This window comes from Janthinobacterium leeuwenhoeki, assembly GCF_051380795.1.
Classification (GTDB): domain Bacteria; phylum Pseudomonadota; class Gammaproteobacteria; order Burkholderiales; family Burkholderiaceae_D; genus Janthinobacterium.
Genome location: NZ_JBNYXT010000034.1, coordinates 42,589 through 60,099 on the forward strand (window position 1 = coordinate 42,589; position 17,511 = coordinate 60,099).

17 protein-coding genes are annotated in these 17,511 nt (G+C 63.3%); 8 read left to right on the top strand and 9 right to left on the bottom strand.

Features of this window, described 5'->3' with window-relative positions; all coding sequences use genetic code 11:
- The first annotated feature begins 20 nt into the window (after positions 1-20).
- Positions 21-1,043: a DNA-binding protein gene (locus ACQ4WS_RS21135; RefSeq protein WP_436478982.1), complete on the top strand. Its 1,023-nt coding sequence runs from the start codon at positions 21-23 to the stop codon at positions 1,041-1,043.
- Positions 1,044-1,320: 277 nt separating this feature from the next.
- Here the strand turns inward: ACQ4WS_RS21135 and ACQ4WS_RS21140 are convergent, their stop codons facing one another.
- A complete protein-coding gene (locus tag ACQ4WS_RS21140) occupies positions 1,321-1,860 on the bottom strand; it encodes a hypothetical protein (RefSeq protein WP_436478983.1) in 540 nt (179 codons plus the stop codon).
- A 162-nt stretch (positions 1,861-2,022) separates the two neighbouring features.
- Entirely contained in the window at positions 2,023-2,631 is a 609-nt protein-coding gene (locus ACQ4WS_RS21145) for a hypothetical protein (protein WP_436478984.1), read from the bottom strand.
- Positions 2,632-2,815: 184 nt separating this feature from the next.
- Between ACQ4WS_RS21145 and ACQ4WS_RS21150 the strand changes: the two genes are divergently transcribed.
- A complete protein-coding gene (locus ACQ4WS_RS21150) occupies positions 2,816-3,757 on the top strand; it encodes a VirK/YbjX family protein (protein ID WP_436478985.1) in 942 nt (313 codons plus the stop codon).
- Positions 3,758-4,162: 405 nt separating this feature from the next.
- Here ACQ4WS_RS21150 and ACQ4WS_RS21155 read toward each other — a convergent pair whose 3' ends face one another.
- From ACQ4WS_RS21155 to ACQ4WS_RS21165, 3 genes are all read right to left on the bottom strand, one after another.
- Entirely contained in the window at positions 4,163-4,516 is a 354-nt protein-coding gene (locus ACQ4WS_RS21155) for a hypothetical protein (RefSeq protein ID WP_436478986.1), read from the bottom strand.
- Positions 4,513-6,081 (bottom strand): EAL domain-containing protein, encoded by a 1,569-nt coding sequence (locus ACQ4WS_RS21160; RefSeq protein ID WP_436478987.1) that lies wholly within the window; start codon positions 6,079-6,081, stop codon positions 4,513-4,515. Before ACQ4WS_RS21160 ends, ACQ4WS_RS21155 begins: the two co-directional genes overlap by 4 nt.
- A gap of 92 nt (positions 6,082-6,173) precedes the next feature.
- On the bottom strand, positions 6,174-7,679 hold the full coding sequence (locus ACQ4WS_RS21165) for an MFS transporter (protein ID WP_436478988.1): 1,506 nt from the start codon (positions 7,677-7,679) through the stop codon (positions 6,174-6,176).
- Between the two features lie 63 nt (positions 7,680-7,742).
- On the opposite strand from ACQ4WS_RS21165, the gene ACQ4WS_RS21170 reads away from it, so the two are divergent.
- Complete coding sequence (locus tag ACQ4WS_RS21170) at positions 7,743-8,636, top strand: LysR family transcriptional regulator (RefSeq protein ID WP_436478989.1); 894 nt, start codon at positions 7,743-7,745, stop codon at positions 8,634-8,636.
- 13 nt (positions 8,637-8,649) lie between these two features.
- Here the strand turns inward: ACQ4WS_RS21170 and ACQ4WS_RS21175 are convergent, their stop codons facing one another.
- The gene (locus tag ACQ4WS_RS21175; RefSeq protein ID WP_436478990.1) at positions 8,650-9,216 is read right to left on the bottom strand and encodes a helix-turn-helix domain-containing protein; all 567 of its coding nucleotides are present in this window, start codon (positions 9,214-9,216) and stop codon (positions 8,650-8,652) included.
- 91 nt (positions 9,217-9,307) lie between these two features.
- Between ACQ4WS_RS21175 and ACQ4WS_RS21180 the strand changes: the two genes are divergently transcribed.
- Positions 9,308-9,838: a GNAT family N-acetyltransferase gene (locus ACQ4WS_RS21180; RefSeq protein WP_436478991.1), complete on the top strand. Its 531-nt coding sequence runs from the start codon at positions 9,308-9,310 to the stop codon at positions 9,836-9,838.
- 13 nt (positions 9,839-9,851) lie between these two features.
- On the opposite strand, the gene ACQ4WS_RS21185 is transcribed toward ACQ4WS_RS21180, so the two are convergent.
- The 3 genes from ACQ4WS_RS21185 to ACQ4WS_RS21195 form a co-directional block, all read right to left on the bottom strand.
- The gene (locus ACQ4WS_RS21185) at positions 9,852-11,042 is read right to left on the bottom strand and encodes a low temperature requirement protein A (protein WP_436478992.1); all 1,191 of its coding nucleotides are present in this window, start codon (positions 11,040-11,042) and stop codon (positions 9,852-9,854) included.
- Positions 11,043-11,091: 49 nt separating this feature from the next.
- A complete protein-coding gene (locus ACQ4WS_RS21190) occupies positions 11,092-12,042 on the bottom strand; it encodes a 2-hydroxyacid dehydrogenase (RefSeq protein ID WP_436478993.1) in 951 nt (316 codons plus the stop codon).
- Positions 12,043-12,155: 113 nt separating this feature from the next.
- On the bottom strand, positions 12,156-12,776 hold the full coding sequence (locus tag ACQ4WS_RS21195; protein ID WP_436478994.1) for a hypothetical protein: 621 nt from the start codon (positions 12,774-12,776) through the stop codon (positions 12,156-12,158).
- A gap of 289 nt (positions 12,777-13,065) precedes the next feature.
- Between ACQ4WS_RS21195 and ACQ4WS_RS21200 the strand changes: the two genes are divergently transcribed.
- The 4 genes from ACQ4WS_RS21200 to ACQ4WS_RS21215 all read left to right on the top strand — a co-directional run bounded on the left by ACQ4WS_RS21200 (position 13,066) and on the right by ACQ4WS_RS21215 (position 17,410).
- A complete protein-coding gene (locus ACQ4WS_RS21200) occupies positions 13,066-15,264 on the top strand; it encodes a TonB-dependent receptor (RefSeq protein WP_436478995.1) in 2,199 nt (732 codons plus the stop codon).
- Positions 15,265-15,347: 83 nt separating this feature from the next.
- Complete coding sequence (locus ACQ4WS_RS21205) at positions 15,348-16,289, top strand: hypothetical protein (RefSeq protein WP_436478996.1); 942 nt, start codon at positions 15,348-15,350, stop codon at positions 16,287-16,289.
- A gap of 165 nt (positions 16,290-16,454) precedes the next feature.
- A complete protein-coding gene (locus tag ACQ4WS_RS21210) occupies positions 16,455-16,895 on the top strand; it encodes a KGG domain-containing protein (protein WP_436478997.1) in 441 nt (146 codons plus the stop codon).
- 56 nt (positions 16,896-16,951) lie between these two features.
- Positions 16,952-17,410, top strand: coding sequence for a hemerythrin domain-containing protein (locus ACQ4WS_RS21215; protein ID WP_436478998.1), 459 nt, complete (start codon positions 16,952-16,954; stop codon positions 17,408-17,410).
- The last annotated feature ends 101 nt before the right edge of the window (positions 17,411-17,511 follow it).

Consider the following 17,511-nt stretch of genomic DNA (forward strand, 5'->3'; position numbering starts at 1 on the left):
GCATTTTGTACTCTGATGTTATGAAAGCAGCCCAAATCGTCGCGGCCGATGGGCGCAATCCCACGGTCGACAGCGTGCGTGTAGCGCTGGGCAGCACGGGCAGCAAGAGCACCATCGCACCCCTGTTGAAACGCTGGAAGGAAGAGTTCCACGGTGCGGACGCCGTGAAGACGGAGGCGGGCTTGCCGGCCGAGCTGATGGAAGCGATGCGCGGCGTGTATGAGAAGCAGCAGCGCGATGTGGCGCAGCAGCTGGAAACGGGCATGCAGCAGAACCGCGCCGAACTCGACGCGGCGCTGGAAAAACTGAAGAAGACGGAAACGGAGCGCTGGAAACTGACGGAGGCGCGCGCCGCCCTGACCCAGGAATTACGCGCCACCCAACATGCGCTGGCGCAGCTGAAGGAAGAGCACCATTTTCGCGCCGTCACCCTGGCCACCTTGCACAGCGATAACGCGGGCCTGGCGCAGCGCCTGGCCGACCGGGGTGAGGAAATCGCGGCGCTCAATCGCCAGTTGGCGCAGGTGCGTTCGCAGTTTGACCATTACCAGGAAGCGGCCGCCACCCAGCGCAGCGAGGAACGGGCTCAGGCGCAGCAACGGGAAAGTCGGCTGGAACAGGATAACGCCCAGCTGCAGCAGCGTTTGCAGGGCCAGCAAACGACTTTGGTGCAGCAAGACATGCACTTGGCGCAGCTGCAGGCGGAACACGCGCGCCTGGCTGATGAAGCGGCCGCTGACCGCGCAGCGCTGGCCACCGTGCGCCCCGAGCGCGACCAGTTCGAGTTTCAATATTTACAGGCGGCCGCCTCGGCCGACGCCCTGCTGGCCAAACTCGATACAGCTTTGCTGGCGCTGAACGACGCCAAAGTGGCGCTGGCCGCGCAAGACCGCCAGCTCGACATGCTGGCGGAAAATACACAGGCGTCGCAGCAGAAGGCGGCAAGCCTGGCGCTGGAGCGCGACGGCTTGTTGCGCGAGAATGCCGGCATGGCGGCCAGACTGGCCTTGCTCATGGATAGCAAGGAGAAACGTGATGCTTGAACCTGTTTATATGCTGTGGGATATTACGATACCCCTCCCCGGACGGGCCTGGCCAGAAAACAATGGGAGATCTTCCGGCGCCGGGAGCGGCAATGCTACACGCTCACTGCTGGACTAGACAGTCATCCCGGACATCGCGGCATCGACACCCGCTACGATGCGCCAGGCGATGCCATCCGGGCGGCCCTCGCGCCGCTACCGGCGCAGGCAAGCACAGCGCTGAAGCATCACCCTCGCTCTGGGGTACAGGTGGCGGCCCCGTATCGGCCTGCAGCTGCTACAGGCGGCGGTTCAGCACGCTGTCGATGTCGTGGCTTGCCAGCTCAAGGTCGAGTATGCCATCTTGCAGCCAGTAGCCATCGCCTCCCTGTTGCAGCGCATGCATATCGAGCGCGCCCAAGCTTGGCGGGATGGCGCCGGTAAGCAAGGCCGCCACGTCTTCCCACGCCGCATAGAATAGTTTCAGATACCAGCCGTCGTCGTGGACAAAGGCGAGAAAGCGGCCGCGCAAGGCGGGCAGCGGACCGCGTGCGCCACGGTGGTCGAGCATCGCGGCCACGTCCACATCGTGGGAAGCGGGTGCTGCACCTTGCCAATCGGCCCAGGCATGGCTGCCGCAGGCAGACATATCCTCATGCGCCAGGGCTGGCAGTTGCTGATGCGTCAAGATCTGGTAGCTGGCAGGTTTCCTGGGCGTGCCGGCGCTGCCCTGGCGCAGCACAATGCCGTCAGCCATGCTGAGGGCCGGCAAGAAATCCTTGAATTCGATGCCGGAAGCGACCAGCATGCGCTCGGCCGGGTCATGCCAGATATACAAATAATGTCTCAAATGTTCGTTCGCTTCGGTGTGGGTGACGTAATTGCGGCCACGGCAGCGCGTATCAGCGCTTTGAACGCCGCGCCGTTCCGGGACTGTGGCCTGGCTCTGCTATGTTCATGGCGGTGATTTCTTATCGTGGCCTGCCTCTGTCCGCCTGCCTCACTGCGCCGTATCGGCCATGCAGGCGACCAGCGAGGCAAGAAACTGGTCGCGCAAGGCCTGGTACTGCGCATCCGTCGCGAATTCCCGCTTGTCCGCTGGCTGGTTGAGCAGATAGGCGCTGGCGACCGTCCCGCTGGCGGCATGCAGCAAAGTGTATAAACTGATCACGCCGGACGATTGCGTGATTTTCGGGTTGTTCAATCCTAGCACTTCCACGCCCTGGCGCGTGTCCGTTTCCAGCGGCACCAGCTGGGGCGGCTTGCTGTTGGCGGACATCTGCTGCATTTGTGCCACGATGGTGTCGCGGTCGGCGGCAAACCGGCCTTCGGCGCTGCGTTCAATTTTCAGATTCACGAAGGGCAAACTGCCCTTGTGGAACAACATCAGCCGATAGCCGTCGGCCACCGATATTTGGCCTTCTCCCGTCGCCAGCTTGACGCTGCGCGTCGTCACATGCGCGGGCAAGCGGTCTTGCTGACGGAACTGGAACTCGCTGCGGTGGATGCATTGCGCCAGTGGCGCCAAAGGATCGCCCGTGCGCTCTTGCGCCTGGGTGGCCAGAGCGGCGGCGAGCAGGGGAATGGCAAGCAATTGGCGGTGTTTCATGAAAGGTATCAGTCATCGGGTTGGCGAGCAGGGAGAATAAGCGTCAGCATTACTAAAAGGCAAATGTTTAGTTGTCATCCTCTAAATGAAAACAGCTTCTTAATATGAACTTCACCTGGCCCGCGTAGCATTCAGATTGGCAAGGCTCTGATTGTGCAGCGCCTGCCATTTTTCCGGCTGAATCATGAAAGACATTGCTTTACCCCTGCGCCACGGCGCCACCTTGCCACCCGCCGTGCCACCACCTTCCGCCAGCGGACACCGCCTGAAAGCGGCGCTGGGCGCCCTCTTCTTTCCCCGCCAGCGCACGCGCTGGCAAGCCTTCTTGGGCAGCATGCCCGGCTTGCATTGCCTGGCGCAATTGCACCCTTGTCTGCACTTCAAAATTTACCGGCCGTACGCCTCGCGCCAGCTCGGTTGCGCGGATCGCCTGGCCTTGCTGGAAGGACATTACCGCTTCCTCTGGCAGCTTGGCGCACGCGCGCTGGTCGAGCAGGCCGCGCGCCAGCCCGTGGTGCTGGCCGCGTTCGAAGGCAAGGATGGGGCACGGTACCGCTTGCAACTGACGGCCATCCACGACAGCCACCGCGAAGGAGAATTGTGCCTGCGCCTGACGCGCGATGGCCAGGCATTCTATCTGGCCAGCTTTCTGTTCCTGCCGCGCGCCGATGGCGTGTCCCTGCAGCTGGGCGCGCTGCAAGGCTTGCGCTCGGAAGCGGGCGCGCAAGCCGTGAAAGCGGCCACGCGGGCGCTGCACGGTTGCCGCCCGAAAAACCTGATGGTGACGGCCTTGCGCGATTTCGGCGATTTTTTTGCCTGTAATAACGTGTTTTTGATCAGCAATGACAACCGCATCGCCCTGAATGCGCGCCGGCGCCGCCATATCGCCGCCGATTACGATCTGGCGTGGCAGGAATTGCACGCCTTGCGCATGCGCGACGGCAATTATCACCTGCCCTGCGCCCCCTACCGGGCGCCGGACCTGGCCGACGTGCCGTCAAAGAAACGCGCCGATGCGCGCCGGCGCGGCCAATTGCTGCAATCCATGTCCAACGACATGCGGGCGCAGCTGGCGGGTTTGCTGGAAGCCCCTGCGGCGAGCAACTTATCAGTATTGCAATGGTGACAAAAAACTCAGGCAACCTTCATGTAATCGGCCTATGCTCGGCATGCACGCTAGCATCGTCATCGCCCTGATCGACGGCAAGGACAGCGCCGTCTAGCCGCTGAAAAAGCCGCAGGCCGCCATCGAGCTGCCACGCGCAAGGTTGGCACACTACGTGGCCGACTATGTGGGCGAGTATCCGCTGGGCAATGAATTCCCGTTGACGGTGAGCCTGGGCAAGCAGGGACTGGAAGCGGCCGGCACGGGTGTCGGCTCGGCCCCTTGTTTGCCAGCACGAAAGACTGATTTTTCTTCCGCGCCATCGAGGCAGAGCTGGCGTTTACGCGCGACGCCAAGGGCAAGATCGCCAGCGCCATGCTCAGGCAAGGCGGACAGGAAGTGTTCCTGCCGCGCAAACCGTAAAACTCAAGCTGCGGGGTCTTGCATGAATTGCTCGACCCGCTCGACAAACGCCGCCCTGCTGCGCGTGCGGAACTCGCCCAGGAAGGCGTCGCTGCCCTGGACGATCTTGCCGTGGCGGTCGTATTCCACCTTGCCCATTTCCAGCACGAATTCGCCCTGTGGATCGTCCTCAGGTTCAAAATGCGAGTTGAAGCAGTAACCGCTGTCGCGGCAGCTGCCCCACAGCAGCAGTGCGCTGCTGAACCATTCCATGGTGTCCGGGCTTGGCTCCACGTCGAACAGGGTATTGACGGTAATGTGCCAGCCGCCCGGTACGCGCAGCGGCTGCAAGGGATAGGGAAAGCGTGGCTGTTTCATGTGGACGATGGCGCGCGGCGCGCCCGGTAAAAGGTTAGGAACTCGGCAGCCGGCAGCGCTTTGGCAAACAGCCAGCCCTGGCCGAATTCGACTTTGCGCTCCAGCAAATAATCGGCTTGCTGCTGGGTTTCGATGCCTTCGGCCACGATCCGCATGTTCAAGGTGCGGGCCATGGCGATGATGTGCGGCGTGACGCTGCTGGTGGCGGCGTCCGTGCCGATGGTGTCGACGAAGAATTTATCGATTTTCAAGTTGTCGAGCGGCAGGTTTTGCAGGCTAGCCAGGCTAGAGTATCCCATGCCGAAGTCGTCGATGGCCACCAAATGGCCCCGTGCACGGGCTTCTTCAATGGTGGCGCGGGCCGCTTCCACGTTGATGAAGCCCCGCTCCGTCGCTTCCAGCCAGATTTGCTGCGCCTCGATGCCGGTGCCGGCCAGCGAGCGTTCCAGCACCCCGAGCACCCGGCCCGTTTCGATGTCGCTGGCGCACAGGTTGATGGCGATGTGCAGCGCGCGGTCGGCCAGCAGCGCGTCGCGCATGTCGGCAATAACGCAAGCTATCACCTGGTCGGTGATGGGCAGTATCAGCTCGGTTTCCTCGGCCACGGGGATGAACAGGTCTGGCCGTATCATGCTGCCATCAGGACGGCGCCAGCGTATCAGCGCTTCGGCGCCCACGCACGCGCCCGTGTCGAGGGCGATGATGGCTTGATAATGGACAAAGAATTCGCGCCGCTCGATGGCGATCTTGAGTTCGCCCGTCAGGGACAGGCGGCACCGCGACAGCCACACGACGATGCCGACGATCAAAGCGGCCATCAGCAAGCCCAGCGGCAGGAGCAGCAGCTGTTCGCGCCGCAGCCTGTCGTTCAGCTTGCTACGCGGCTCAATCATGACGGCCGTCAAGCCATCGCGGTACAGCGTCGCATGGATGCTGCCTTCGCGCGTGGCGCTGTCCGCTTCTGGCTGGCCGGCGAGCAAGGCCTGCACCAGCGCTGGGTCCGGATGGTGCAAGGTGTCGAGCACGCCGCCCTTGCCGATGGCCACGGCCATCTGGATATCGCTGTCGACGATGAGGTCGGAAAAGCGCACGGGATCGATCAGCACCTTATAGGCGCGGTAGGACAGCCCCACCATGCGCTTGCCGCCGCTGACGACGGGGCGCAGGTTGAAATCGAGGCCCATGCCATTGTCCATGATGAAATCGGCGGGCGTGATGGCGATGCGCTCGTCCTCGACTCCGGTCGACGTGCATTTCAGCAAACCGTTTTCCACATAGCCGATATCGTCGATGCTGCGCGTGCTGATGGTGATGCGGCGCAATTGCTGGACATGCGCTTCCGAGCACGGCGCCAGGTCCAGCGCATCGGCGCTGCGCAGGGCCATGCTGGCCGAGGCGATGGAACGGTGGGCGCGCTCGAGCGCGTAGCCGGCGAGCAGGCGCAGGCGTTCCTGCTCGCCCTGCTCGGCGTGCATGGACGACAGATAAAAGACCAGGCTCAGGGGAGCGGTCACGCCGATGACTGCCACCAGCACGCTGGTGACGATGATGCGTTTCCTACACATGCGATTACCTGTGGTGATTGTATGATTGCCATGTATTTCCTTATGGCATCATATTACAGGCAAAGTCCGTGTACTTGAATATGGATGAACAGTTACACTTTCCCCACTTTTTGCACCGGCCTGGCCAGCACAAACACCAGCGCCGCCACCACGCCAGCCAGGCCGCCAGCCAGGTACAGCACGCTGGCAAAACCGTCGATGAAGGCATGGCGCGCCGCTTCCTGCGCCACGGCCTGCATGGCGGGTGGCAGCTGGCCGAAAGCCTCGGCCGCGTTGCCGGCGACGATGCGCCCTATCATCTCGGGCGAGGCCTTCAAGCCATGCAACCACGCCAGCTTCTCGAACGCGGCCGCCGTGCGCATGGCCAGCACGGCGCCCAGCGCGCCCACGGCCAGCACGATGCCGACAAAGCGCGTGGTGGTGCTGATGCCTGAACCCATGCCCGTGCGCTCGCGGGGGATGCAGGCAAGGATGGCTTTTTGCGTCGTGCCGTTCAGCAATCCCGCCCCCGCGCCCGTGACTATCATGCCGCCCGCTACCCAGCCGTACTGCAAACTGGCGGCGGCAAAGGCCGTGGCGACGTTGCCGACGGCGACGATCAGCAGACCCGTTACGAGGATGCCACGGTCGTCCAGATGGCGCATGGCGCGCGGTGCCAGGCGCGACAGCACCACCATGGCCACGGCAAACGGCAGCATGGCGCAGCCGGCCAGCACGGCGGAAAAGCCGAAGGCATTCTGCAAATACAGGGGCAGAAACGTCATCATCACTTGCGCGGCAATGGCGTAGCCGAACATGCCCAGCACGGCGCCGACAAACACGCGGCGGCCAAACAGGGACAAATCGACCATCGGCGCGCGCTGGTGCCGCTCCACCAGCACGAACACCACCAGCAGCGCTGCGCCGGCCAAAAAGCGCAGCACAGTGGCGCGGCTGGACCAGAGCGCCACGCTGGCATCGATCAAACCCCAGATGATGCAGAACAGACCGGCGGAAAACAGCAGCGCCCCCAACGGGTCGAAACTGGCGTTCGAGGCATCCTTCGACTCATCCACGTGCTTGCGTACGAGCAGCATCAATATGGCCACGACGGGCAGGTTCAAGTAGAAAATCCAGCGCCAGTTGATGGCGCTCGTGATCAGGCCGCCCAGCAGGGGCGCCACTGTCATGGCCACGCCCATGGCCGCGCCCCACACGGACCAGGCGCGCGCCCTCTCCTTTTCCGCATGAAAGGTGTGGCCGATGACGGCCAGCGCGGAGGTCAGCAGCAGCGCCGCGCCCAGGCCCTTGATGGCGCGCGCCACATTGAGCACGAACGGCGTCCACGCCAGGCCACACAGCAGGGACGCCAGTGCGAACACGGACAGGCCGAACAGCATGACCCTGCGCCGTCCCAGGCGGTCGGCGATGCTGCCGGCCGGTAGCAAAAACGAGGCGAACGCCAGCATGTAGGCGCTGACCACCCATTCCACATCGACGAAGCTGGCGTTCAGCGAGCGGGCAATCGATGGCAAGGAGACGGCCACGACGTTGGTGTCGAGCATGATCAGCGCGCACACGCCCGAGCAGGTATACAAGGTCCAGTTGGAATTTTTCATGCCACGATTGTAAGCAGGCCGACATTATTTCTTGTTATAAGACAAGCGCCTTATAATTTACTCATGGTGAATACAGACAAAGACATGGAATTGCGGCATTTCCGCTGCGTACTGGCCGTGGCGCACAGCCTGCATTTCGCGCGGGCCGCGGCGGAACTGGGCATTTCGCCGCCCGCGCTGACCAAACAGGTGCAGGAAACGGAACAGTTGCTGGGTACGCGCTTGTTTCAGCGCAGCAAGCGCGCCGTGGCCCTGACGGCGGCCGGGGAATTGTTCGTCATCGAGGCTGCGCGCGCGCTGGGGCAGCTGGCGCAGGCGCAGGACGTGGCGCGGCGGGCGGGACGGGGCGAACTGGGACGGCTGGAAATCGGCTACGTGGCTTCGGCCGCATACTCAGGCGTGCTGCAAGACCAGTTCGCCCGCTTTCGCGCCAGCCACCCGGGCATCCACATCAGCGCGCGCGAATACGCGATGGATGCCCTGCCCGGCTTGCTGGATCAGGGCCGCGTCGACCTGGCGTTCGTGCGCCCGCCCCTGCACTTGCCGGATGGCAGCGATAGCGTGGTCTTGCTGCGCGACCGCTTCGTGCTGGCCGTGCCGGCCGACAGCCCGCTGGCCTTGCTTGATGTGGCGGGGCCGGCGGCGCTGGCGCAGCAGGCCTTCATCGTGCCGGAACAGGAATTGGGCACCGTTGAGTTTAGCCGGCGCGGCGGCTTTGCGGCGCAGGTGGTGTCGCGCCCGGGCAGCCTGGTGGCCGTGCTGACGGAAGTATCGCTGGGCGTGGGCTGCGCCATCGTGCCCCATTCCGTGATGGCCAGCGTGCAATTGCCCGGCGTGGTGTTCCGTGAGCTGCAAGGACCGCAGATCAGCTCGGAAATCGCCGCTGCCTTCCGCCGCCACGAACAGGCGCCCGCCGCGCGCGCCTTCATTGCGCAGCTGCGCGCTGTTGCGCTGTAACGCTGGCTAGACCTCAGTTTTTCAATACCGCCACGGCGTAGGTGCAGGCGACAGCCGTTTCATTGCAGAACACGCAGTCGGCGGGCGGCCCCAGTTCCAGGCAGTCGCCCGCGTCCAGCACGTGGCGCGTATCGCCTTCGATGAAGACGAGACTGCCGATCAGCGACCATATGAGTTGTCGCCGCGCCACGTAGGCGGCGGCCGGCATGGCCACCACGGCGCCCGGCGGCAAGCTAATATGCACGAGGTCGAGCGGCATGTCGGACGCGGGCGACACGTGCCGCCGCACATAGCCGCTCTGCGGATCGATCCACACGGGCTGGTCAGCCTGGCGCAGCAAGCGCCCCGCGCGCATCTCGGCGCGGGCGATCAGTTCGGACATGCTCAGGCCGAAGGCGCCCGACAGCCGCGCCAGCAAGGTGGCCGTGGGGCTGCAATCGCCCCGCTCCACCTTGTGCACCATCGCGCGCGACACGCCCGAGCGGGCCGCCAACTGCGTCAGCGACCAGCCCAGGTTTTCACGCTCAAGGCGCACCCTGGCGCCGATGCGCTGGTTCAACTCGTCTGGTTTGGTGGACATTTATCAGCTTCCATTCGAATTATATTGGACAAGGGCTGGGCGTCAATCTATCATTTGTCCATTATAGTGGACGCTTGACGAGGAGAGCAACATGCAGATACGCGACGCCCAAGCGGGCGACATCGAGGCCATCACGGCCATATACAACGATGCCGTCAGCAACACCCTGGCCATCTGGAATGAACGCACGGTCGATGCGGCCAACCGCGCCGCCTGGCTGGCCGACCGCCAGCGGGCCGGCTATCCGGTGCTGGTCGCCATCGATGCGGAAGGAACTGTCGCTGGCTACGCCTCGTTCGGCGACTGGCGCCCGTTCGAGGGTTTTCGCCATACGGTCGAGCATTCCGTGTATGTGCGCGCAGATCGCCGCGGTGCCGGCGTCGGCAAGGCCTTGATGGGGGAACTGATCGCGCGGGCGCGCGGCCTGGGCAAGCACGTCATGGTGGCGGGCATCGAGGCGGGCAACGCCGCCTCGATCACCCTGCACAAGCAACTGGGCTTTGCGGAAGTGGGTTTGATGCGCCAAGTCGGCACCAAGTTCGGCGCCTGGCTGGACCTGGCATTTTTGCAGCTGCAGCTCGATACGCGCAGCGATCCGGACGGCATTGCGCCGCCCGGCTAAGTTCAAGCAGGCATCAGGGATCGATATCCGGGGGCGGACGGCGCAGCGCCATATGTTCCCACACGGCGACCAGTACCAGCACGCAGCTGGTGATGCAGGCCAGGGTCAGCGGTGAATACAGCCTTCCGTAGGCCATCGGGATCAGCGCCAGGATGATCAAGATGCCCAGCAGATGCGACAGCGGCGGCGCGGCGCGCTCGCTGCTGACCCATTTGAACAGCGCATTGCCCAACAGATACAGGATCGGCCCGCCCAGCAAGGCGCTGATGCCGGCGAAACTCGCTTCGTCCGGATGCACGAGGGCCAGTTCGTCGGCCACGGCACAGACGATCACGCCGCCCACGATCAGCACGTGGATATACGTGTAAGCCTTGCGGGCGATACGGCCCGGATCCTTCGAATGGGCGATGCGGTGATGGCCCGCCTCGGCGCCCGTGTCAAAGTAGATCCACCACATGGCGATACTGCCGACCAGGGCCGACAAAAAGCCCAGCCAGTTGGCGGCTGTCCATTCCAGCCCCGCGAAGGTGGCGCCCGTCACCAGCAAGGATTCACCCAGGGCGATGATGACGAACAGGCCGCAGCGTTCGGCCATGTGGCTGCCATCGACATCCCAGTCGGCTATCGTTGAACGGCCCAGGCCAGGCAGGCCGAACTGCATCCATGGGCCGGCCAGGTCGATCGCCAGTGCCAGTCCCCACCAGAAGATGCGCTGCTCGGGTGACGCGATGCCGCCGCCGATCCAGAAGATGCCGGACAGCACGGCCCACAGGGCGATGCGCTGGAAATTGCGGCGGCGCGCCACGGTGTCATTGCGCACGGCCCACCAGGCAAACAGGGGACGCCCCACCTGCATGGCGACATACGCGCCCGCAAACGCCAGGCCCCGCGTGCCGAACGCTTCCGGAATCGAAGCCGACATGATCAGGCCGCCCAGCATCATGGCAAACAGGCTGATACGCACGGGTATGCGCTCGGGGTCGAGCCAGTTGGTGATCCACGACGTAAAGATCCACACCCACCAGACGGCCAGCAGCAGCAAGCCCGTCTGCAGCCAGCCCACGGCGCTCAGGTGCGCCAGCAAACCGTGCGAGAGTTGCGTGACGGCAAACACGAACACGAGGTCGAAGAACAGCTCGATCATGCCCACCTTGCCGCTGTCCTGTCCGCCGCGCGTGCGCAACAGCGATTTTCTTAATTCCATGGCTACTCTTTCATTCATGCTTGATTAAAACGGTTCATCCTGGGCCTTATCATTTTACTGGCGTCAATAGCGGCAAGCCGGCAAAGTGCGCGGCCAGATTATCCACCACCAGCTGCCCCATCGCATGGCGCGTTTCCACCGTCAGGCTGCCCACGTGCGGCGTCAGCACCACGTTCGGCAAGGCGCGCAGGGCGGCTGGCACGCGCGGTTCGTCCGCAAACACGTCGAGGCCGGCCGCGCCCAGGTGGCCATCCTGCAGGGCGGCGATCATGGCGTCTTCGTCGATGAGGGCGCCACGGGCGATGTTGATCAGGGTGCCTTGCGGACCGAGCGCGTCAAGCACGCTGCGGTCGATGATCTGACGCGTGGCCGGCGTACCCGGCGCGCAGACGATCAGGACATCGCTTTCCTGCGCCAGAGCCAGCAGGGATTGCGCGCGCGGCACGCTGGTGCCGGCAATGGCACGCGGCTGGAAGTAGCGGACCTTGACACCGAAGGCGGCCAGGCGCAGCGCGATGGCTTGCCCGATCTGGCCGAAACCGAAGATGCCGGCCGTCTTGCCGCGCAGGCTGGACGCGGGGGCGATGGCTTCGCGGCGTTCCCAGCCGCCATCGCGCACGAAACGGTCGAGCGCCACGATATGCCGCGTGCTGGCCAGCAGCAAGGCCAGCGCCACGTCGGCCACGTCATCGGTCAACACCTTGGGCGTGGTGGTGACGGCGATGCCGCGCGCGCGCGCCTGGTCGAGCGCCACGCCATCGAGTCCGACGCCATTCACGGCGACGATTTCCAGCTTTGGTAACAGGGCCATGTCGGCGGCGTTCAAGCCCAGCGCGCCCGTCGTGACGACGGCGCGGATGGCGGGCGCGCGCTGGGCCAGCCAGGCGTGGCGTTCTTGCGCCGGCACTTGCCAGGCATGGTGGCAGCTATATTGCTGTTCCAGCTGGGCAGTGACGGCAGCCGACGGGCTGGGTGCGAGGATGAGGAGTTCGGGGAGCATGGGCGTCCGGGTTGGTGTCGACAAGATTTGCAGACGCAACTTAGCATATTTGACGCCCAGCCGGGGATGACATCCCCCGTTAACAGCCTTAAACCCTGCCCTGCGCGCGGTCTTTAGCCCGGGCAAGGCACGCGTTTCACCTTGCCGCCCGTCTTGAACGGGTCGGCGCCCGCGCCAGGATTCTCGGCCAGGCCATAGCACGTGGCGCCGCCGGCGCTGACGACGCGCGTGGCGGGCCGGCCATCGGCCGTCAGGTATTCCTCCACGCGGAGGATCGGGCCGCCGCGCCAGGCGGAAGCGACCAGCTTCTGGAAGCTGCTTTCGCTCTTGAGGTCGGCTGTGGCCAGCCAAGGCTGGTCCCGCTTCAGTTCGCTACGCAGGGCCTTGTCGGCAGCGCCTGCAGCCAGCCTGGCGCGCGTGCGCAAATCGGCGCCGGCCGGTGCGGTACTGGTCGCTTCGGGCAATTCCTCGGCGGGTACGGTGATGCTTGGTGCCGTCGCGGCAGGCGTCTCAGGGACGGCGGGCGGCGCAGGCGCCCGCGCGCGCGGCGATGGGGCCGGCATCGGCATGGGCAAGGCCATCGGTGGCGCCTGCGGCGTTGGCCGGGGCGGCAGCAAGGTCATGAACGCCACTTCCGTGTATTGCTTGAGTTGCCGCGCCGGCAAGAGCAGGAAATACAGGCCCAGCGCGTGCATGGCCAGGATCAGCGCGACAGCCGCGCTTCTCAAGCGCAAGCCCCGGCATATGCGCATGCGCCTGGAAGCGGACTGTAGATGGCGGTGCATGGGCATGCGGTTTCCTGTGGGCGCCGGGCGCGATGGCCCATTCTAGCGAAACTGAAGCATAGGCTTTAATAAATCCGCAAGGTATCGTTCGGCGCGCCCTTTTCCGCCAGATTCCAGTGCCTGGCCCTTCAAGTGTTGTACAAACGGCGACTTTTTGAAGACATTCTCACACTTTCCCACGTCGCGCGCCACGCTGGAATATAATGATAATCATTCTCATTAATATCCAAACAACACCATGCGCTCCTTCCGCCTCACCCCTACCCCGTTCGCCCTGGCCGCCTTCCTGCTGGCCAGCGCCGCCGTCCACGCCCAGACCACTCCCGCCACGCCGACCGGCGATGCGCAAAGCATGCCCACGGTGGTCGTGAATGCCTCGGCCGATGCGTCGGCGGAAGGCTTGCCGAAGGCGTATGCAGGCGGCCAGGTGGCGCGCGGCGGACGTTTGGGCTTGCTGGGCAATGTCGACATGATGGAGACACCCTTCAACAGCACCAACTATACGCAGGCGCTGATCCAGGACCAGCAGGCACAGGGCGTGGGCGATGTGCTGCAAAACGATGCTGGCGTGCGCGTGACGCGCGGCTTCGGCAATTTCCAGGAAATGTACATGATCCGCGGCTTCGCCGTGAATTCGGACGACCTCGCGTATAACGGCCTGTATGGCTTGCTGCCGCGCCAGTTTGTCGCTTCCGAGTTGCTGGAACGCGTGGAAGTGTTCCGTGGCGCGAATAGCTACATCAATGGTGCGGCGCCCGGTGGTGGCGGCGTCGGCGGCACCATCAATCTGGTGCCCAAACGCGCCACCGATGCAGCGCTGACACAAATTACGGTCGGTACGGAAAGCGGTGGCCAGGGCTATGTGGCAGCCGATATCGGCCGCCGCTTCGGTCCCGACAACAATACCGGCGTGCGCATCAATGCAGTACGGCGCGATGGCGACACCGCCGTCGACCGCGAAAAGCGCGAACTGAGCGTATTCTCTATCGGCGCCGATTACCGCGGCCGCGATTTCCGCCTGTCGGCCGATGCCGGCTATCAGGAACACAAGCTGCGCAATCCGCGCCCAAGCGTCAGTGTGGCCAGCGGGGTTGCCGTGCCAGCTGCGCCTGACGCCAGCAGCAACTTCGCGCAGAGCTGGACGCACTCCAACGAACGCGATACTTTCGGCACCCTGCGCGGAGAATACGACCTCGCAAAGGATGTCGTGGCTTGGGCGGCCATGGGCTTTCGTAATGGCGACGAGTCGAACGTGCTGGCAGCACCCACGGTGAACAGTACATCCGGCGCGGCCAGTTCCTATCGCTTTGACAATACCCGTCACGATAGCGTCCGTACGGGCGAGATCGGCGTGCGCGGCAAGCTGCGCACGGGCACCATCGGGCATACCATCAGCGCTACCGCCTCCACCTTCTGGTCGCAATCGAAGAATGCCTATGGCATGAGCGATTTTATGACAGGCTTTGGCACGAACATCTATGCCCCCGTGCAGGTAGCCGCGCCCGCGCCAACCTGGTTCATGGGCGGCGACCTAGCGCATCCGCTGGTGACGGCACGCACCATGCTGTCGAGCTTTGCCATTGCCGACACCATGGCTTTTGCCGATGACAAGGTATTGCTGACCGTAGGCGCGCGCCGCCAGACCATCAAGGATGATTCGTACGACTACAACACGGGCGTCCGGTTTGATAGCAGCAGCTACAGCGAAAGCACCACCACGCCTGTGCTGGGCCTGGTGTATCGCCCGGTCAAGGAAGTGTCCGTTTATGCCAACTATATTGAAGGCCTGCAAAAAGGAGCGGTCGCCGCTGGCACCGGTGTGACCAATGTCGGCCAGGCGTTCGCGCCCTACAAGTCGAAACAGAAAGAAATCGGCGTCAAGTATGATGCTGGCCGCATCGGCGCCAGCCTTGCCCTGTTTACCACCAAGCAGCCATCGGCCTATGTGGAAAACGGCATCTTCGGCGTGTTTGGCGAACAGCGCAACCGCGGCATCGAATTGTCGGTATTCGGTACACCTGCCCGTGGCCTGCGCCTGCTGGGCGGCCTGACACTGCTCGACACGGAGCAGCTGAGCGCCATGAACGCTGCCAACGTGGGCAAGGATGCCATCGGCGTGCCTGCTACCCAGCTCAATTTCGGTGTGGAATGGGATGTGCCCGGCGTACGCGGCCTGGCCTTGACGGGACGCACCTTGTATACGTCGAAGCAATACATCGATGGCGCCAATACGCAGAAAGTGCCGTCCTGGACACGCCTGGACCTGGGCGCACGCTACCTGACCAGCATCGCCGACCGCGCCGTCACCTTGCGCGCGCGCCTGGACAACGTGGCCGACAAGAACTACTGGGCCTCCGCCGGCGGCGCCTCGGGCGCTGGCTATCTGGTGCTGGGCGCCCCACGCACCGTGGTCGTGTCGGCGTCAGTGGACTTCTAAGCCCGAAGACAAAGCTGCCCCTTCCCGGGGCAGCTTCGCGTGCGTGGCTGTGCCGCAAGCCGCGTTGCGGCGACAATGCCCGCATGAAACGACTCCCTACCCTGTTGCTCTTGCTGTGCCTATCCCTGCCGGCCGCTGCCCAGAAGCAAGCCGCCTGCCCGTATGCCGCCTGGAAAAGCGGCTTCAAAGGCGATGCGCGAACGCAAGCCACGTGCTTGTTGCGCCCCGTCAAGCTATATGCGCGGCTGGGCGCCAGCGCGCCGCTGCCGGCGTTTCTCGATAGCCTGGTCGGCAAGAAAACCACGCTGGAAGCGGCCCAGTTGCGCACTTACCTGGCCACGCACGGTATCGATGAAAAGGACGTGGGCGGCGCCGTCGACGCCCCCCTGTCGCGCGCCGTGGGCCGGCTGGCCGCGCCGATGGCCCGCTATTTCGTCATCCACGACACCAGCTATCCGAATTTCTTGCTTGACGCCATTCCCGGCCACATCAACGACGCCAGCTGGGATTTCAACGATTTCAATCTACGTAACCCTGAGCTGGGCGGCGGTCCGAAAGGCCATGTCTACGTGAACCGCCTGGGCGGCTCCTTGCAAGTGCGCGACTTTGGCACGCCCGGCTACGCCAGCAAGCTGGAAAAGGACAAGCCGTCACTGACGGGCCTGTTCCTGCACGTGGAACTGGTGCAGCCGCGCCACTCCGTGCCCGGCGGCGGCAAGGGCAACGATGGCCTGGCGCCCGATCCTGGCTTTACACCCGCGCAATACGAGCGCCTGGCCCTGCTGTATATCGCCGCCAGCGTGCGCAAGGGCACGTGGTTGATCCCCGCCTTCCACGCCGTGATCGACACCGGTTTTGCGAATGGTCATGATGACCCACAGAATTTTTCCCTGACTGCATGGTCACAGGCGATCGCCCGTTTGACCAGCAATAGCATGTTGCTCGTCGCGCCATCAGCCGCAAACAGGCGAGAGCGTGAACACGTTTCAAGAGTAAGTGTTGAAAAGTTACCTCAGCAATACTAGTCGCGTTGCTGCTTTGCTCCCACTCACCGGCGAGTGGTATTCCTACGCAAACGTAGGCAAAACCCTGACTATATTGCACCACCGACGCCCTACCATGGTTTCAGGCAACGACGTCATCGGTTGATGAAACGTTAGCCAGATTTTTCAATCACATTGGAGATCATCATGACTACATCAAAGCAAGGCGGCAATCAAGTCGGCAATAACAAGTCGGACAGCAATTCCAAAGGATCGCAGGCCAGTTCCAGCTCCAGCAAACAGTCGCAAGGCGGCAGTGGTAACCAAGGCAGCAGCAAGTCGGAGTCGTCGCAGAGCGGCGATACGAGCAACCGCGGCTTTGCCTCGATGGATCCGGCAAAGCAGCGCGAAATCGCTGCCGAGGGTGGCCGCGCCGCCCATGCTTCCGGTAACGCTCACGAGTTTACCACCGAAGAAGCGCGCGAAGCGGGCGCCATGAGCCACAAGAACGATGGCAATCAGCAAAGCGACAGCGGTTCGCGCGGAAAATCCGATGGCAACCAGGGTGGCTCGCCGCGTTCTGGCTCCGGCTCGTCCGCGTCGTCCTCAGACAAGGATAAATCCGGTTCGGGTTCGCGTTCGAAATGAGACATGCATGGGAGTGCTGCGGCGCGTCCAATTAATTACTATGAGGAATCGACATCATGCCTACGACATCGAAATCAACTGAAGCAACCACTACCGGCCGTAGCGCTAACACCGCGCAAGTAGACGCGATTGACCTTCTGACACAGGATCACAAAAACGTCAAAGCGTTGTTCGAGCAATACGCTGGACTCAGCGACCGTTCACGCGCGAGCAAGAAAAAGCTGGCGACGCAAATCTGCCTGGAATTAACCAAGCACGCCACTGCAGAAGAGGAAATTTTCTATCCTGCCGTGCGCGAAGCGACTGGCGACGACGATCTTATGGATGAAGCAACGGTCGAGCACGCCTCGGCAAAAGATCTGATTGCACAGATACTCTCGATGAATGCGGACGAGGATCTCTACGATGCTAAAGTCAAAGTGCTGTCCGAGCAGATTGAGCACCACGTAGGTGAAGAGGAAGGCGAAATGTTTCCCAAAGCACGCAAAGCCAATCTTGACCTAGGGAAGCGCTGATCAATTCGGTTTTCTGGCGAGGTTGGCGCGCCAAATGGGCGACCGATGAGCCGTTCAAGCCCATTTTTCGTTCAAGTTGACGCGATGCTTCGCGTCTTTCT

Coding starts and splice junctions, on each gene's coding strand:
- ACQ4WS_RS21135 (WP_436478982.1), top strand. CDS start 21: ATGAAAGCAGCCCAAATCGTCGCGGCCGATGGGCGCAATCCCACGGTC.
- ACQ4WS_RS21145 (WP_436478984.1), bottom strand. CDS start 2,631: ATGAAACACCGCCAATTGCTTGCCATTCCCCTGCTCGCCGCCGCTCTG.
- ACQ4WS_RS21150 (WP_436478985.1), top strand. CDS start 2,816: ATGAAAGACATTGCTTTACCCCTGCGCCACGGCGCCACCTTGCCACCC.
- ACQ4WS_RS21155 (WP_436478986.1), bottom strand. CDS start 4,516: ATGAAACAGCCACGCTTTCCCTATCCCTTGCAGCCGCTGCGCGTACCG.
- ACQ4WS_RS21160 (WP_436478987.1), bottom strand. CDS start 6,081: ATGTGTAGGAAACGCATCATCGTCACCAGCGTGCTGGTGGCAGTCATC.
- ACQ4WS_RS21165 (WP_436478988.1), bottom strand. CDS start 7,679: ATGAAAAATTCCAACTGGACCTTGTATACCTGCTCGGGCGTGTGCGCG.
- ACQ4WS_RS21170 (WP_436478989.1), top strand. CDS start 7,743: ATGGTGAATACAGACAAAGACATGGAATTGCGGCATTTCCGCTGCGTA.
- ACQ4WS_RS21175 (WP_436478990.1), bottom strand. CDS start 9,216: ATGTCCACCAAACCAGACGAGTTGAACCAGCGCATCGGCGCCAGGGTG.
- ACQ4WS_RS21180 (WP_436478991.1), top strand. CDS start 9,308: ATGCAGATACGCGACGCCCAAGCGGGCGACATCGAGGCCATCACGGCC.
- ACQ4WS_RS21185 (WP_436478992.1), bottom strand. CDS start 11,042: ATGGAATTAAGAAAATCGCTGTTGCGCACGCGCGGCGGACAGGACAGC.
- ACQ4WS_RS21190 (WP_436478993.1), bottom strand. CDS start 12,042: ATGCTCCCCGAACTCCTCATCCTCGCACCCAGCCCGTCGGCTGCCGTC.
- ACQ4WS_RS21200 (WP_436478995.1), top strand. CDS start 13,066: ATGCGCTCCTTCCGCCTCACCCCTACCCCGTTCGCCCTGGCCGCCTTC.
- ACQ4WS_RS21205 (WP_436478996.1), top strand. CDS start 15,348: ATGAAACGACTCCCTACCCTGTTGCTCTTGCTGTGCCTATCCCTGCCG.
- ACQ4WS_RS21210 (WP_436478997.1), top strand. CDS start 16,455: ATGACTACATCAAAGCAAGGCGGCAATCAAGTCGGCAATAACAAGTCG.
- ACQ4WS_RS21215 (WP_436478998.1), top strand. CDS start 16,952: ATGCCTACGACATCGAAATCAACTGAAGCAACCACTACCGGCCGTAGC.